General features: G+C 72.6%; 16 protein-coding genes. 11 read left to right on the top strand and 5 right to left on the bottom strand.

Going from position 1 to position 13,719, the window contains the following annotated elements:
- Window positions 1-178 precede the first annotated feature (178 nt).
- The 3 genes from NUV38_RS02090 to NUV38_RS02080 all read left to right on the top strand — a co-directional run bounded on the left by NUV38_RS02090 (window position 179) and on the right by NUV38_RS02080 (window position 1,915).
- The gene (locus NUV38_RS02090) at window positions 179-685 is read left to right on the top strand and encodes an RNA polymerase sigma factor (protein WP_257727531.1); all 507 of its coding nucleotides are present in this window, start codon (window positions 179-181) and stop codon (window positions 683-685) included.
- Complete coding sequence (locus NUV38_RS02085) at window positions 682-1,401, top strand: hypothetical protein (protein WP_257727530.1); 720 nt, start codon at window positions 682-684, stop codon at window positions 1,399-1,401. The genes NUV38_RS02090 and NUV38_RS02085 overlap by 4 nt, the downstream gene beginning before the upstream one ends.
- Window positions 1,402-1,486: 85 nt before the next feature.
- Complete coding sequence (locus tag NUV38_RS02080) at window positions 1,487-1,915, top strand: hypothetical protein (protein WP_257727529.1); 429 nt, start codon at window positions 1,487-1,489, stop codon at window positions 1,913-1,915.
- A 7-nt stretch (window positions 1,916-1,922) separates the two neighbouring features.
- Here the strand turns inward: NUV38_RS02080 and NUV38_RS02075 are convergent, their stop codons facing one another.
- Window positions 1,923-2,639, bottom strand: coding sequence for an IclR family transcriptional regulator (locus tag NUV38_RS02075; protein WP_055965411.1), 717 nt, complete (start codon window positions 2,637-2,639; stop codon window positions 1,923-1,925).
- Window positions 2,640-2,725: 86 nt separating this feature from the next.
- Between NUV38_RS02075 and leuC the strand changes: the two genes are divergently transcribed.
- The 4 genes from leuC to NUV38_RS02055 are packed head-to-tail and all read left to right on the top strand — an operon-like array spanning window position 2,726 to window position 6,829.
- Complete coding sequence (leuC, locus tag NUV38_RS02070) at window positions 2,726-4,162, top strand: 3-isopropylmalate dehydratase large subunit (RefSeq protein WP_257727528.1); 1,437 nt, start codon at window positions 2,726-2,728, stop codon at window positions 4,160-4,162.
- 5 nt (window positions 4,163-4,167) lie between these two features.
- Window positions 4,168-4,767, top strand: coding sequence for a 3-isopropylmalate dehydratase small subunit (leuD, locus tag NUV38_RS02065; RefSeq protein ID WP_257727527.1), 600 nt, complete (start codon window positions 4,168-4,170; stop codon window positions 4,765-4,767).
- Between the two features lie 39 nt (window positions 4,768-4,806).
- Entirely contained in the window at window positions 4,807-6,339 is a 1,533-nt protein-coding gene (locus NUV38_RS02060) for a hypothetical protein (protein ID WP_257727526.1), read from the top strand.
- 10 nt (window positions 6,340-6,349) lie between these two features.
- Complete coding sequence (locus tag NUV38_RS02055; protein WP_257727525.1) at window positions 6,350-6,829, top strand: hypothetical protein; 480 nt, start codon at window positions 6,350-6,352, stop codon at window positions 6,827-6,829.
- Here the strand turns inward: NUV38_RS02055 and NUV38_RS02050 are convergent.
- Window positions 6,826-7,104 (bottom strand): hypothetical protein, encoded by a 279-nt coding sequence (locus NUV38_RS02050; protein WP_257727524.1) that lies wholly within the window; start codon window positions 7,102-7,104, stop codon window positions 6,826-6,828. The two genes, NUV38_RS02055 and NUV38_RS02050, sit on opposite strands and share 4 nt — an antisense overlap.
- 107 nt (window positions 7,105-7,211) lie before the next feature.
- Here NUV38_RS02050 and NUV38_RS02045 point away from each other — a divergent pair, with 107 nt between their 5' ends.
- Together NUV38_RS02045 and NUV38_RS02040 are read left to right on the top strand one after the other, a co-directional pair.
- Window positions 7,212-8,051 (top strand): 1-acyl-sn-glycerol-3-phosphate acyltransferase, encoded by an 840-nt coding sequence (locus NUV38_RS02045; protein ID WP_257727523.1) that lies wholly within the window; start codon window positions 7,212-7,214, stop codon window positions 8,049-8,051.
- On the top strand, window positions 8,051-9,052 hold the full coding sequence (locus NUV38_RS02040; protein ID WP_055965428.1) for an NAD(P)H-dependent glycerol-3-phosphate dehydrogenase: 1,002 nt from the start codon (window positions 8,051-8,053) through the stop codon (window positions 9,050-9,052). Before NUV38_RS02045 ends, NUV38_RS02040 begins: the two co-directional genes overlap by 1 nt.
- Before the next feature lie 21 nt (window positions 9,053-9,073).
- Here NUV38_RS02040 and NUV38_RS02035 read toward each other — a convergent pair whose 3' ends face one another.
- Complete coding sequence (locus NUV38_RS02035) at window positions 9,074-10,138, bottom strand: PLP-dependent aspartate aminotransferase family protein (RefSeq protein ID WP_257727522.1); 1,065 nt, start codon at window positions 10,136-10,138, stop codon at window positions 9,074-9,076.
- 111 nt (window positions 10,139-10,249) lie between these two features.
- Here NUV38_RS02035 and NUV38_RS02030 point away from each other — a divergent pair, with 111 nt between their 5' ends.
- Complete coding sequence (locus NUV38_RS02030; protein WP_257727521.1) at window positions 10,250-11,341, top strand: D-alanine--D-alanine ligase family protein; 1,092 nt, start codon at window positions 10,250-10,252, stop codon at window positions 11,339-11,341.
- Window positions 11,342-11,928: 587 nt separating this feature from the next.
- On the opposite strand, the gene NUV38_RS02025 is transcribed toward NUV38_RS02030, so the two are convergent.
- Together NUV38_RS02025 and NUV38_RS02020 are read right to left on the bottom strand one after the other, a co-directional pair.
- On the bottom strand, window positions 11,929-12,396 hold the full coding sequence (locus NUV38_RS02025) for a DUF3515 domain-containing protein (protein ID WP_257727520.1): 468 nt from the start codon (window positions 12,394-12,396) through the stop codon (window positions 11,929-11,931).
- Window positions 12,397-12,398: 2 nt separating this feature from the next.
- Window positions 12,399-12,635 (bottom strand): Lrp/AsnC family transcriptional regulator, encoded by a 237-nt coding sequence (locus tag NUV38_RS02020; RefSeq protein ID WP_055966413.1) that lies wholly within the window; start codon window positions 12,633-12,635, stop codon window positions 12,399-12,401.
- A gap of 81 nt (window positions 12,636-12,716) precedes the next feature.
- On the opposite strand from NUV38_RS02020, the gene NUV38_RS02015 reads away from it, so the two are divergent.
- Window positions 12,717-13,706: a thiamine-phosphate kinase gene (locus tag NUV38_RS02015; RefSeq protein WP_257727519.1), complete on the top strand. Its 990-nt coding sequence runs from the start codon at window positions 12,717-12,719 to the stop codon at window positions 13,704-13,706.
- The last annotated feature ends 13 nt before the right edge of the window (window positions 13,707-13,719 follow it).

Below are 13,719 nucleotides of genomic sequence, written 5' to 3'. Positions count from 1 at the left end.
TGGTGGAATACGCCGCGGCTCGCCGGTGCGTTCACGCAGGAGGCAAGGATTCTTCGCGGAGAACGTTCGCGGTCGACACGGCGTACACCTCTCCATGACCGCCTCCGTGACAGCCCTGCCGTGCCCCGGCACGCCGACGGGCCTACCGTGGAGCAACCTCGCGAGAAGGGCGGTCCGGATGGCGGCTGAGGGCTTCGACGTGCGCTCCGCGTACGCCGAGCACGGCCGTGACCTCCTGGGCTTCGCCGTGAACGCCGTGGGCGACCGTGGCCTCGCCGAGGAGTGCGTGCAGGAGACCTTCACCCGCGCCTGGCAGGCACGGGGGCGCTTCGACGCCGCCCGGGCGTCGTCGAGGACGTGGCTGTTCGCGATCGCCCGCAACGTCGTGATCGACGCGCTGCGGCATCGCGGGCGCCGTCCGATCACGCTGGTGCCGGACGTCCGGGAGCCGCGTGAGGTCCGATCGCCGGAGAGCGACCAGGTCGACGACCACGTCGGCCTGGTGTGGGCGCTGGCCCAGATCTCCGCGGACCAGCGCCGCGTGATCGTGGCGGTGCGCCTGGAGGGTCTCACCTACGATCAGCTGTCCGATCGTGACGGGGTGCCGGTCGCGACGTTGCGCACCCGGATGTTCCACGGACTGCGCGCCCTGCGTGCACTGCTCGACGAGGAGGGAGCCTCATGACCACGCCACAGGACCGCATCGACCAGCTGCTCGCGGCGGCTGCCACGGGCGACCTCGACGAGGTCGAGGCCGCCGAGCTGGAGTCGGTGCTCGCCGAACGGCCCGAGCTGCGCGCCGAGCTCGACGCGCTGCGCGGCACCGTGGGGGCGCTCGACGACTGGGCTCTCGCGGGCGGTGCGTGGAGCGACGTGCCGTCCTCGCCCGCGCTCGACGCGGCCGTCGGCCGGATCGGGGCCACCGAGGCAGCGCCTGTCACTCCCACGCCCCGTCCCCGGCCGAGCCGTCGTCGGCTGGGGCTCGCCGCCGCCGCCGTGGCCCTCGTCGCGGCCGGCTCGGCGACCACGCTCGGTGTCCAGGCGGTCGTGGACGACGGCACCGTCGAGGGTCCACCCGGCACGCTCGGCGCCGTCGAGCGGCTCACCCCGTCGGTCAGCGACGACAGCCCGCTGCCCGGGCGCGTCGATGCCGCGTTCGTCGCCCACACCTGGGGCACCGAGGCCGTGCTCGACGTGACCGGCACCCGGCCCGGCGCCGTCTACGTCGTCTACGTGGTGGACGAGCAGGGGCGCGACGTGGAGGCGGGCGCGTTCCTCGGCTCGGCGGTGGAGGTCCACTGCCGCATGAACGCCGCCGTGCTGCGCGAGGACGTCGCGGGCCTGCGCGTGGCTGACGCCTCCGGCGTCACCGTGGCGACCGCCACCGCGCCCACGCTGTGAGCCGGACTCCGGGCCCCTGCAGGTTCACCTCCGCGTCACCTCGGTCTGCCATGATTCGGCCGAGTCCGACCATGCGAGGAGCGAGATGGCCAAGGTGAAGAAGTCCGAGAAGACGTCCGGTGGCGGCGCGAAGAAGTCCTCGAAGAAGGGCGGTCAGGGCAGCGCGAAGGAGCTGGCCAAGGCTCAGGGGCAGGTCGAGAAGCTGCGCGGCTCGGTGGACCAGCTCGAGCGCAGGCTCCAGAAGGCCAAGGGCAAGGCGGCGCAGTGGAAGGCCGAGGCGCGGCAGGAGCGCTCCAAGGTGGCCAAGCTCGAGGCGAGGCTGCGCCGCGCCACCCGTGACGCCCCGGTCGACCATGCTCCACCTGCGGAGCGCGGCGACCTGCCCGTCGAGGAGTCGCTCGTCCCCGACGAGTCCTGGACCGTCGTGCGGCTGCGCGCGGCGGCCCGCGAGCAGCAGATCCCCGGTGCGTCCCGGATGACGAAGGGCGCGTTGCTCGAGGCCCTGCGCGGGTAGTCGGAGGTCAGCCGGCGCGGCGCAGGCTCTGGCTGAGCCGCTCCGCGGCGGCGGCCACGGCGGGGGCGTGCATGCGCCCCGGCTGCCGGGTGAGGCGCTCCAGCGGGCCGGAGACCGACACGGCCGCGACCACCTTGCCGGAGGGGGAGCGGACGGGGGCGGAGACCGACCCGACGCCCGGCTCGCGCTCGCCGACGCTCTGGGCCCAGCCGCGGCGCCGGACGGCGGACAGCTCGGCTGCCGAGAAGGTGGCCTTGAGCAGGCCCTTGTTCATGCGCTCGGGGTCCTCCCAGGCCAGGAGGATCTGGGCGGCGGACCCGGCCGCCATGGTGAGCTGGCCGCCGACGGGGATGGAGTCACGCAGACCGGTCGGCCGGTCCGCCGCCGCGACGCACACCCGAAAGTCGCCCTGGCGGCGGTACAGCTGCGCCGACTCGCCGGTGATGTCGCGCAGACGCGCGAGCACCGGGCCGGCGGCGGCCAGCAGACGGTCCTCGCCGGCGGCGGCGGCGAGCTCGCCGAGCCGCGGTCCGAGCACGAAGCGGCCCTGCATGTCGCGCGAGACCAGACGGTGGTGCTCGAGCGCCACGGCCAGCCGGTGGGCCGTCGGTCGGGCGAGGCCGGTCGCGGCGACGAGCCCGGCGAGGGTGGCGGGTCCGGGCTCGAGGGCCGAGAGCACGAGAGCGGCCTTGTCGAGCACACCCACTCCACTGGCGTTGTCCATGCCTTGATACTGCCGTATCGTATGGTGAGACGCAAGTGCTACGCTGACGCTGCACTGAACCACGATGCAGAGGAGAGATGATCGCGATGGGCAGGACGCTCGCGGAGAAGATCTGGGACGACCACGTCGTCCGCACGGGCTCCACCGACAACGGGGGCGAGCCCGATCTGCTCTACATCGACCTCCACCTCATCCACGAGGTCACGAGCCCGCAGGCCTTCGACGGCCTGCGTCTGTCCGGCCGCCCCGTCCGCCGGCCCGACCTGACCCTCGCCACCGAGGACCACAACATCCCGACGACGGACCTCGACAAGCCGATCGCCGACCCCGTCTCCCGCACCCAGGTCGAGACGCTGCGTCGCAACGCCGAGGAGTTCGGCGTCCGCCTGCACCCGATGGGTGACATCGACCAGGGCATCGTCCACGTGGTCGGACCGCAGCTGGGCCTCACGCAGCCGGGCATGACGATCGTGTGCGGCGACTCCCACACGTCCACCCACGGTGCCTTCGGGTCGATCGCCTTCGGCATCGGCACGAGCGAGGTCGAGCACGTGCTCGCCACGCAGTCGCTGTCGCAGGCCAAGCCGAGGATGATGGCCGTCGACGTCGACGGCACGCTGCCTCCCGGGTCGACCGCCAAGGACCTCATCCTCGCGCTCATCACCCAGGAGACGACCGGTGGCGGCCAGGGCTACATCGTCGAGTACCGCGGCGAGGCGATCCGTGCGCTCTCCATGGAGGAGCGCATGACGATCTGCAACATGAGCATCGAGTGGGGCGCCAAGGCCGGGCTCATCGCTCCGGACGAGACCACCTTCGAGTACATCCAGGGCCGCCCGCACGCTCCGCAGGGCGAGGCGTGGGACGAGGCCGTGGCGTACTGGACGAGCCTCGCCACCGACGACGACGCCCACTTCGACAAGGTCATCCGGATCGACGCGTCCGAGATCACGCCCTTCGTCACCTGGGGGACGAACCCCGGCCAGGGCGCTCCGCTCTCGGGCACGGTGCCGGACCCGGAGAGCTTCGAGGAGCCGACCGAGCGCGAGGCTGCCGCGAACGCGCTCGCCTACATGGGCCTGGAGGCCGGCACGCCGCTGCGCGACATCGCCGTCGACACCGTGTTCGTCGGCTCGTGCACGAACGGCAGGATCTCCGACCTGCGACGCGCGGCCGAGCTGATCGAGGGCCGGACGGTGGCCGCGGGCACGCGCATGCTCGTCGTGCCCGGCTCGGTGCGGGTCCGCCTGCAGGCCCAGGAGGAGGGTCTCGACCGGATCTTCACCGAGGCCGGTGCGGAGTGGCGCGGAGCGGGATGCTCCATGTGTCTCGGCATGAACCCGGACCAGCTGACCCCGGGGGAGCGCAGCGCCTCCACGTCCAACCGCAACTTCGAGGGCCGCCAGGGCAAGGGCGGCCGCACCCACCTCGTCTCGCCCGACGTCGCCGTCGCCACGGCCGTGCTGGGCCACCTGGCCAGCCCGGCCGACCTCGAGCCCGTCCCCGCGACCACAGGAGCCTGATCACGATGGAGAAGTTCACCTCGCACACCGGCGTCGGCGCCCCGCTGCGACGCAGCAACGTCGACACCGACCAGATCATCCCCGCCGTCTACCTCAAGCGCGTCACGCGCACCGGCTTCGAGGACGGATTGTTCGCGGCCTGGCGCAGCGACCCCGACTTCGTGCTGAACCGCGACGCCTTCCGCGACGCGACCGTGCTGGTGGCCGGTCCGGACTTCGGCACCGGATCGTCGCGCGAGCACGCCGTCTGGGCGCTGCAGAACTACGGCTTCAAGGCCGTGATCAGCTCCCGCTTCGGCGACATCTTCCGTGGCAACTCCGGCAAGGCCGGGCTGCTGGCCGCCCAGGTGGACGACAAGGTCGTGCAGCGCCTGTGGGACCACCTCGACGCGAACCCGGGCGCGACCGTCACGGTCGACCTCGAGTCGCGCACGGTGCGTGCCGGTGAGGGCCCTGACGCCATCGAGGACTCGTTCACGATCGACGACTACACGCGCTGGCGCCTGCTCGAGGGTCTCGACGACATCGCGATCACGCTCTCGCACGACGACGACATCGCCACGTACGAGAGCCGGCGCCCCGCGTTCAAGCCCGCCACGCTCTGACGGCACGCCCGAGCAGCACGGGGGCGCTACCCTCCGTCCATGACGACGGGGGAGGTCCGGGCCGGCACCAGGCGTGCCGCGACGGTCCTGGCGGGTCTCGTGGCCACGGCCCTGCTGACGGGCTGCGGCGTCGACGACGACGACGTGGCGGCGCTCGAGGAGCTCGCCGGCGTCGAGCGGGCCAGCTCCAGCTGCGAGCTCGGCCGCTGCAGCGTCCGTGTGGAGGTCCGCCCGACCATCCGTGCGGCCCAGCTCACCGCGGTCTTCGGCGAGGCTCGCGACACGGGCGCCACCACGGTGGAGGTCGTCGAGGGAGAGACCGACGACGCTGCCTCGTCCGATCTGCGTGACTCCGACCCTCGGGTCTCCGTGGAGCTCGACGAGGACAGCGAGCGGTCCGCGGACGGCGCCACGGCGCGCCTCGCGGTAGCCAGCTTCGATCTCGGCGGGGTCTCGTCGTGGCGTCTGTCGCGCAGGGAAGGGCGCTCGTCCCTCGCCGCCTCGGTGCAGGGGGCGCCGGCTCTGCGGTGGCCGAAGGGACGTGCGCTCTGGGATGGCGTATCGACGCTCCCCGGTCCTGACATGGTCCTCACCTCCCGATCGGTGGACAGTGCCGGCCCCAGCCGTCTCGTGGCCTCCGGTGAGTACCCCGAGCGCGCGGTCGCGTTCACCGTCGCCGTCGCCGAGGAGTTCGGGGCCTCGCGGCTCACCGGCGTCAGCATCGGGTCCGGGTCCGGGTCCGGCCCCGAGGACGAGGGCGAGGACGGGACGGGCGTGCTGCTCGCGGTCCGGTCCGCCTCCGACGCGACGGCGCTCGAGTCCCTCCTCGACGACGTTCCCGGCGGGGACGGGCTCGCCGTGTCCGTCGTGGTGGCCGACAACGTGCTCGCGGCCCGTCCCGACCCGACGCAGGACCCTGACGGAAGGGGCGCCGGCACCGAGGCCGACCGCCGCGCCCTGCTCAGCAGCCTCGAGGACGAGCCTGCGGTGAGCGCCTCGGTCCAGGCCAACGTCCTGCGTGTCCGCGCCGTGGGGACGCTCGCCGAGGTCCGCGCCGCGCTCGAGCGTGCTCGCCAGGCCCACCCGGACGCCTACGCCCGCGTGCCCGTCACGGTCGAGCCCGACACCGTGCTGCCCGGTTCTGGGACAGGTGATCCGCAGGAGCAGGAGATCGACCTGTCGACGGTCGGCAGCCTCGACCTGCTCGACCTCGTGGCCGACCTCGGCGAGGTCGACGGCGCCGGTGCGGTCGGGGTGCAGGCGCACGGCGAGACGTACGACTACCTGAAGCCGCCCTCCGACACCGACGCCTTCGTGTCCGTCCGGGCGCAGAGACCCGGCATCGACGAGCTGGACGCGGTCGTGCAGGACGTGGCCCGGGTGCTGTCCCGCTGGAAGGGCCCCGAGACGTCTCTCAGCATGTCGATCGGCGTCGAGGACCCGGAGGGGCGTCAGGCGTCGGTGGTCCTGCGCATCGACCGGCGCGCGGGCACGTGGGTCGCAAGCTCGTCGGAGCGCGGGACCGAGGACACGATCGCGAGCGGCATCCGGGCGTGGACGTCTGCGTCGTGAGCGGACCGCGATGACCAGGATCGTCGTGCAGGTCGCCTCCGTGGTGCCCGCGCCGCGGGAGGTGGTGTGGGCTCGTGTGACCTCGGTCGAGGGCATCGACCACGAGCTGCGACCATGGCTCTCGATGACGCTGCCTCGCGACGCGAGAGGGCTCGACGTGCACTCGCTCCCGGTGGGGGTTCCCCTCGGGAGGGCGTGGATCCGTCTGTTCGGGGTGCTCCCCGTCGAGTATGACGACCTCACGGTGGTCGAGCTCGACCACGGCCGTCGGTTCCACGAGGTCTCGCGGATGCTCAGCGCGCGGCGGTGGGAGCACGAGCGCACGCTCACGCCCGGCCCGGGCGGAGGCACGCACGTGCACGACCGGCTCACGGTCGAGCCGCGGTTCGCGCTCGCGGCCCCCGTGGTCCGCCGGCTCGTCGGCGCGCTGTTCGGCCACCGGCACCGGCGCCTCGCGCGGTGGTGCGCCGCGCGGTCGACCGGTCCCTAGGGCTGCTTCGTGACCGCGGCGTGGATCTGGGCGACCTGCTCGGCGATGAGCGGCACCTGGTGCAGCAGCTCCAGCTCGGACTGCAGCGCGGCGAGGAGCTCCTTGACCTCACCGAGGGCCTGCCGGGTCTCGGCCAGCGTGACGTCGACCGTGCTGAGGGTCGTGTCGACGCTGCCGAGCGTGCCGTCGACGCGACCGAGCACGCCGTCCACGTTCTTCAGCACCGTGTCGGCACGGTTGAGCACGGCGGCGGGATTCGCGGGGAGGAGGGCCATGCACGACCAACGAGCCGGAGGGCTTCTCGTCACCCCGGGCGCCGACACGGTCCCCACCGCGGGGACCGCGACGTCGAACGAGCCCCTCTCGTCATAGGCTCGCCCCCATGGATCGCCCTGCGGATCGCCTCGTGCTGCCGAGAGCCACGCGGTGGATCGTCCGCATCCTCCGTCCCTTCCTCATGGTGGCGACGAAGCGGGACTGGCGCGGCGTCGAGAAGCTGCCGACCGACGGTGGCTACGTGCTCGCCCCGAACCACCTGTCCCACCTCGACCCGATCCTCATCAGCCACTTTATGGTCGACCACCAGGTCGCGCCCCGGTTCCTGGCGAAGGACACGCTGTTCTCGGTGAAGGGGCTGGGGGCGATCCTGCACGGCGCGGAGCAGATCCCGGTCCACCGCAGCACCGAGGGCGCGGCCGAGTCCTTGCGCTCGGCCGTGGCCGCCGTCGAGTCGGGCAAGGTCGTCACCATCTACCCCGAGGGCACGATCACCCGCGACCCCGAGCTCTGGCCCATGAGCGGACGGACCGGGGCCGTGCGCGTGGCGCTGGCCACCGGTCGACCGCTCGTGCCCATGGCCCAGTGGGGAGCCCAGAAGATCCTGTGGCCCTACACCAAGGTCCCGAAGTTCCTGCCCCGCAAGACCATCCACGTCGTGATCGGCGACCCGATCGACCTGTCCGACCTCAGGGACCGGCCGCTCACCGAGGACGTCCTGCGCACCGCCACGGGACGCCTCATGGACGCGCTCACGGCCATGGTCGGCGAGATCCGCGGTGAGCTGCCGACCGGGCCCCGCATCGACGTGCACACGCTGGCCCGGCCCCGTAGCGACTTCCAGGCGCCCCTTCCAGAGAGCCCGCGGCCATCGGCCGACGACCCCGCACCGCATGACGTTGCATCCGCCGAGCCCGGCGATGCCGACACCCCGAAGGAGCCGTGATGGTCAGGACTGCCGTGATGGGAGCAGGATCGTGGGGCACCGCGTTCGCCCTGGTGCTGGCCGACGCCGGCAACGAGGTGCGGCTGTGGGGACGCCGAGCCGAGCTCTGCGACGCGATCAACGCCACTCACGAGAACGCCGACTACCTGCCGGGGATCGAGCTGCCCGAGGCCATCCGGGCCACGAACGACCCCCGCGAGGCGCTCGACGGCGCGGAGGTGGTCGTGCTGGCGGTCCCGTCGCAGCAGCTGCGTGCCAACCTCGGGGACTGGGGCGCCGCGATCGGTGACGACGCCGTCCTGGTCAGCCTCATGAAGGGTGTCGAGCTCGGGACCCACCTGAGGATGAGCGAGGTCATCGCCGAGCTCACCGGTGCGGGCCCCGAGCGCATCGCCGTGGTCACCGGGCCCAACCTCGCCAAGGAGATCGCCCGCCGCGAGCCGGCTGCCAGCGTGGTGGCGTGCGCCGACCAGGCCGTGGCCGAACGCCTCCAGCAGCTCTGCCACACCGCCGCGTTCCGGCCGTACACCAACACCGACGTCATCGGCTGCGAGCTGGGCGGCACCACGAAGAACATCATCGGCCTCGCGGTCGGGGTGTGCGTGGGACTCGGGTTCGGCGACAACACCAAGGCGTCGGTGATCACGCGCGGGCTGGCCGAGACCGCCCGCCTGGGCATCGCGATCGGGGCCGACCCGCTCACCTTCTCCGGGCTCGCGGGCATGGGCGACCTGGTCGCGACCTGCTCGTCCCCGTTGTCGCGCAACCGCAGCTTCGGCGAGAAGCTGGGCCAGGGGCTCAGCGTCGAGGAGGTCACCGCGCAGACCCGTCAGGTCGCCGAGGGCGTCAAGTCCTGCCAGTCGGTCGCCGAGCTCGCCGCCGCGCACGACGTCGACATGCCGATCGTCGCGCACGTCGCCGCGCTCATCGCCGGCGAGATGGACCCGGAGAACCTGGTCAAGGCCCTCATCTCGCGCGAGGCCAAGCCCGAGGTCCGCTGACGCAGGCGCCTTAGCGAGGCGTCAGATCGACGCGAGGGACCGTTCCACGTCGTACCAGATGTCCTCGACGTCCTCGATGCCGACGGACAGCCGCACGAGGTTCTCCGGCACGCCGGTCGGCTCCTGCTCGTGGCGGCGGCGCCGTTCCCACGTGGACTCCACGCCGCCGAGGCTCGTGGCGTAGGTGATGACGTCGGACAGCTCGGTGACCTTCTGCGCCGTCTCGGGACCGCCCAGGACCTCGAAGGAGACGATCGTGCCCCAGCCGGGGTAGCGGACGCTGGTGACCACGCGCGACGTCTCCAGCCGGCGGGCGATCTCGCGGGCGTTGGCCTCGGCGCGGTCCAGGCGCACGTGCAGGGTGCGGATGCCCCGGGTGGCGAGCCAGCACTCGAGTGCGCCGGGGATGGCACCGAGGTTCGCACGTCGTGTCTCGATGGCCCGGTGCGCGCGGTCGTTGCCGGTGACGACCGCGCCCAGGATCACGTCGCTGTGGCCGGAGATCAGCTTGGAGGCCGAGTGCACCACGAAGTCGGCTCCGAGCTCGAGCGGCTTCTGGCGCAGCGGCGTCGCGAAGGTGTTGTCGACGGCCACGGCCGTGCCGGACCGCGCGGCCTCGCTCGCGATGCGCTCGATGTCGGCCACCTCCAGCAGCGGGTTGGTGGGCGACTCCAGCCACACGAGGGCGGCGTCGTCGGCGGCGTCGATCACGGCCTGGGTGTCGGTCACGTCGACGAGCCGTAGGTCGATCAGTCCGCGCCGGGCGCGCTCGCGCAGTTGCACGAGGGTGCCGGAGTAGGCCGCAGCGGGCGCGACGACGGCTGCACGCGCGGGCACGAGGTCGAACACCGCGGTCGTGGCGGCCTGGCCGGAGGCGAACGCCAGGGCGCGTCCGCCCTCGAGGGCACCCAGCACCTCCTCGAACGCGGTCCAGGCCGGGTTGCCGTGCCGCCCGTACTCGGAGTCCCCGCCGGGCACGAGCGCGCTCGCGAGCGTGATCGGTGCGTTGAGTGGTGCCCCCGGGGTGCGAGCGGGTCGACCGGCTCCGACGGCGATCGTCGAGGAGGAGAGGTCGGGTCCGTGCATGGCGCCCATTGTGCCCCGCCGGTCCCCATCGGCCCAGGGTCCGGGGACCCCCTTCTCGCGGTGACGTGGCGCACGCTCGGGACCGGGGCGGCCGGGCTAGGCTGTCGTGCGATGAACTCCAGCGCACCGGCAGTGACTCCGACGGGGGACTCGACCGCTCGACCCAGGGTCGCCGTCGTGTTCGGCGGTCGGTCCAGCGAGCACGGGGTCTCGTGCCTCACCGCCCGCAACGTGGTGTCCGTGATCGACCGGGGTCGGTACGACGTGACCACCGTCGGGATCACCCCCGACGGACGGTGGGTGCGCGACGACCTCGGGGGCGTCGTCCCCGACGGTGGGCTGCCGCACGTCGATCCCGAGGGGGCGCCGTTCGCGTGGGAGGAGCTGCGTGACGTCGACGTGGTGCTGCCGCTGCTGCACGGCCCGTGGGGCGAGGACGGCACGATCCAGGGACTGCTCGAGATGGCGGGCGTCCGGTACGTCGGCGCCGGGGTGCTCGCCAGCTCCGTCGGCATGGACAAGCCGTTCACCAAGACCGTGTTCTCGGCCGCCGGGCTGCCGCAGATCGCCTACGTGACGATCACGCCCCGCCAGTGGGAGCTCGAGCGCGAGAAGGTGCTGGACCGGGTGCGGGCGCTGCGGCTCCCCGTGTTCGTCAAGCCCGCGCGCGCCGGCTCCAGCTCCGGGGTCACGAAGGTCGACGACCCCTCGCAGCTGGTGGCCGCGGTCGAGGCGGCTCGTGAGCACGACCCGAAGGTGATCGTGGAGGCGGCCGCGATCGACAAGCGCGAGCTCGAGGTCGGCGTGGTGCAGCGCCTCGACGGAACGGCCGAGGCGAGCGTGGTGGGCGAGGTCCGCAACGACGACGCGACCCACGACTTCTACGACTTCGAGGCCAAGTACCTCGACGGCTCGAGCGCCAACCTCGTGCCCGCCGACATCTCGGACGTGCTGTCCGAGCGGATCCGCGCCTACGCGATCCAGGCCTTCGAGGCGCTGGGCTGCGAAGGCCTCGCCCGCGTCGACTTCTTCCTGACCGGCACGGCCCCCGACGGCCTCGTGGTCAACGAGATCAACACGATGCCGGGGTTCACCTCCACGTCGATGTTCCCCGTGCTGTGGGAGGCCAGCGGTGTCTCGTACGCCGAGCTGGTCGACCGCCTGCTCCAGCTGGCCCTGCAGCGCGAGCCCGGTCTGCGCTAGGTCGGTCGCTGTGTGGCCTGCGGTCCTCGTGGACTCGCTGGTGCGCTGCTCAGGCTCGCGCTGGGTGTGGTCTGGCGAAAGAGGCCTCGACCGACGGGCTGGATGAGTGCCGGTCCGGGTCTCGGGGTCTGGCCGGTGCTGGGTGGACGCACGATTCTTCCTTCGCGCGTTCCAGCGGTGGATTCTCCACCGCTGGGGCGCTGATGCGGTGGAATTTCCACCGCACGATGCCGGCGGTCGTCAGGGCTTCTCCCTTCGCGTGGAACGGTCCACGAGAACGAAGAAGCCTTGCCCGCCCGGGAACGCTGAAGGAGAATCGTGGCGCCGCCCCGGCGCGACCCGCAGCCCGAGACTCCGGGCCGAGCCCGACGCCGACCGCCCGGTCGAGGCTCCTTTCGGAGACCACGCGCAGCGTGAGCCGAAGCAGCGCAGCAGCAGGTCGGGACGACCCGCAAGCAGCGCAGCAGCAGGTCGGGACGACCCGCCGGCAGCGCAGCAGGAAGTCGAGTCGAACCGCAGCCGACGCAGCGACGCTGCGGACGAGCCACCGCCAGCGCACGAGCGGTCAGTCCTGGATCAGTCGACGCTCAGCCGCGGCAGGGCTGCTCGACCGGGAGGTGCTTGTCGATGCTCTCGGCGAGGTCGACGAGCACGTCGGCCGCGGGGTCGTGCACGGCCGGGACGTCGACCTCGACGTTCGCGCGTCGGCCGACGGTCGTGAAGCGGAAGCCGTCGGCCGTCTGCTCGTCGAACCAGTCGATCCCGTCGACCAGCTTGCACTCGGAGGTCGGTTCGAACGCCTCGGGCGTGGGGACGCCGCAGCGCAGCACCACGGGAGGGTCGCCCCACGCAGCCGCCGGGACGTCCTGCTCGAGGGTGCGCCGCTCGAGGCCGGCCACCGACGAGGGCAGGTCGGCGATCAGTGCACCACAGTCGACGTCGGTACCCGGTGCCGTGGGGTAGGCGTCGACGAGGACGCCGCTGCCGCAGGCCGCCAGCGGGACGAGGCTCGCGGCGACGACGAGGCCGAGACGACGCCCGACGTGGCGGGGCACGGTCAGATCTTGACGACGGGGCAGGTCAGCGTGCGGGTGATGCCGGGGACCTTCTGGATGCTCTGGACCACGAGCGTGCCGAGCTGGTCCATCGAGGGACCCTCGGCGCGGACGATCACGTCGTACGGACCGGTGACGTCCTCGGACACCGTGACACCCTGGATCGCGGCGATCTCCTGCGCGACCTGGGAGGCCTTGCCGACCTCGGTCTGGACGAGGATGTAGGCCTGGACCGTCATGCTGACCTCCGTGCTCGGGAACCTCGACACCATACTCGACCTCGCAGGTGGGTCGCCGCCCGGCTGGTCCACAATGGGCGGGTGCCAGCACAGGAGCAGGGAGCGGTCGACGGCTCGAGCTCGTCGTCGGTGTCCGACGTGGGCGAGTTCGGCCTCATCGACCAGGTGCAGGCGGCTGCGGGCTCGCACGATCGGGTGCTGATCGGGCCGGGTGACGATGCTGCACACGTCCGGACCCACGACGGGACGTTCGTGGTCTCCACGGACCTGCTCGTGGAGGGCCGGCACTTCCGTCGGGACTGGTCCTCGGCGCTCGAGATCGGCCGCAAGGCCGCCGCGGCCAACCTGTCGGACGTCAACGCCATGGGAGGTGTGGCCACGGCGCTCACGGTCGGGCTCGGCGTCCCTGCCGACACCCCGTCGGCCTGGGTCGTGGAGCTGGCGAAGGGGTTCGAGCAGGAGGCCGCCCTCGTCGGTGCGCACGTGGTGGGCGGCGACATGACGGCCAGTGACGTCGTGGTGGTCGCGGTCACCGTCATGGGCGACGCGCCGCGACCGGTGCGCCGCTCGGGCGCGCTGCCCGGCGATGTCGTGGCGGTGGCGGGACGGCTCGGCTGGTCCGCTGCCGGCTACGCCGCGATGAGCCGCGGGTTCCGCTCGCCGAAGGCCGCCGTGGAGGCGCACCGCTGTCCCCGGCCTCCGTACGCGGCGGGTCCGGCGGCCGCCGATGCCGGCGCGACGGCGATGATCGACGTGAGCGACGGTCTCCTCGCCGACCTCGGGCACGTCGCCGTGGCCAGTGGGGTGCTCATCGACCTGCGGTCGTCGACGCTCGCGATCGACGAGCCCGTGCGCACGGTGGCGGAGGCGCTCGGCGCCGATCCGCTCGCGATGGTCCTGACCGGGGGCGAGGACTTCGCCCTCGCGGCCACGTTCAGCTCGGCGACCGACCTGCCGGACGGGTGGTCCGCCATCGGCTCGGTGCGCGACGTCGCCGGGGACGAGTCACCCGGGGTGCACGTCGACGACGCCCCCTGGGACGGCGACACCGGCTGGCAGCACTGGCGCTGACCGACGGCACGCA

Origin of the sequence: Aeromicrobium sp. 50.2.37, assembly GCF_024655735.1 — a bacterium.
Taxonomy (GTDB): domain Bacteria; phylum Actinomycetota; class Actinomycetes; order Propionibacteriales; family Nocardioidaceae; genus Aeromicrobium.
The sequence above is the reverse complement of the archived record's forward strand: the minus strand, read 5'-3'. Positions and strand labels throughout refer to the sequence as shown.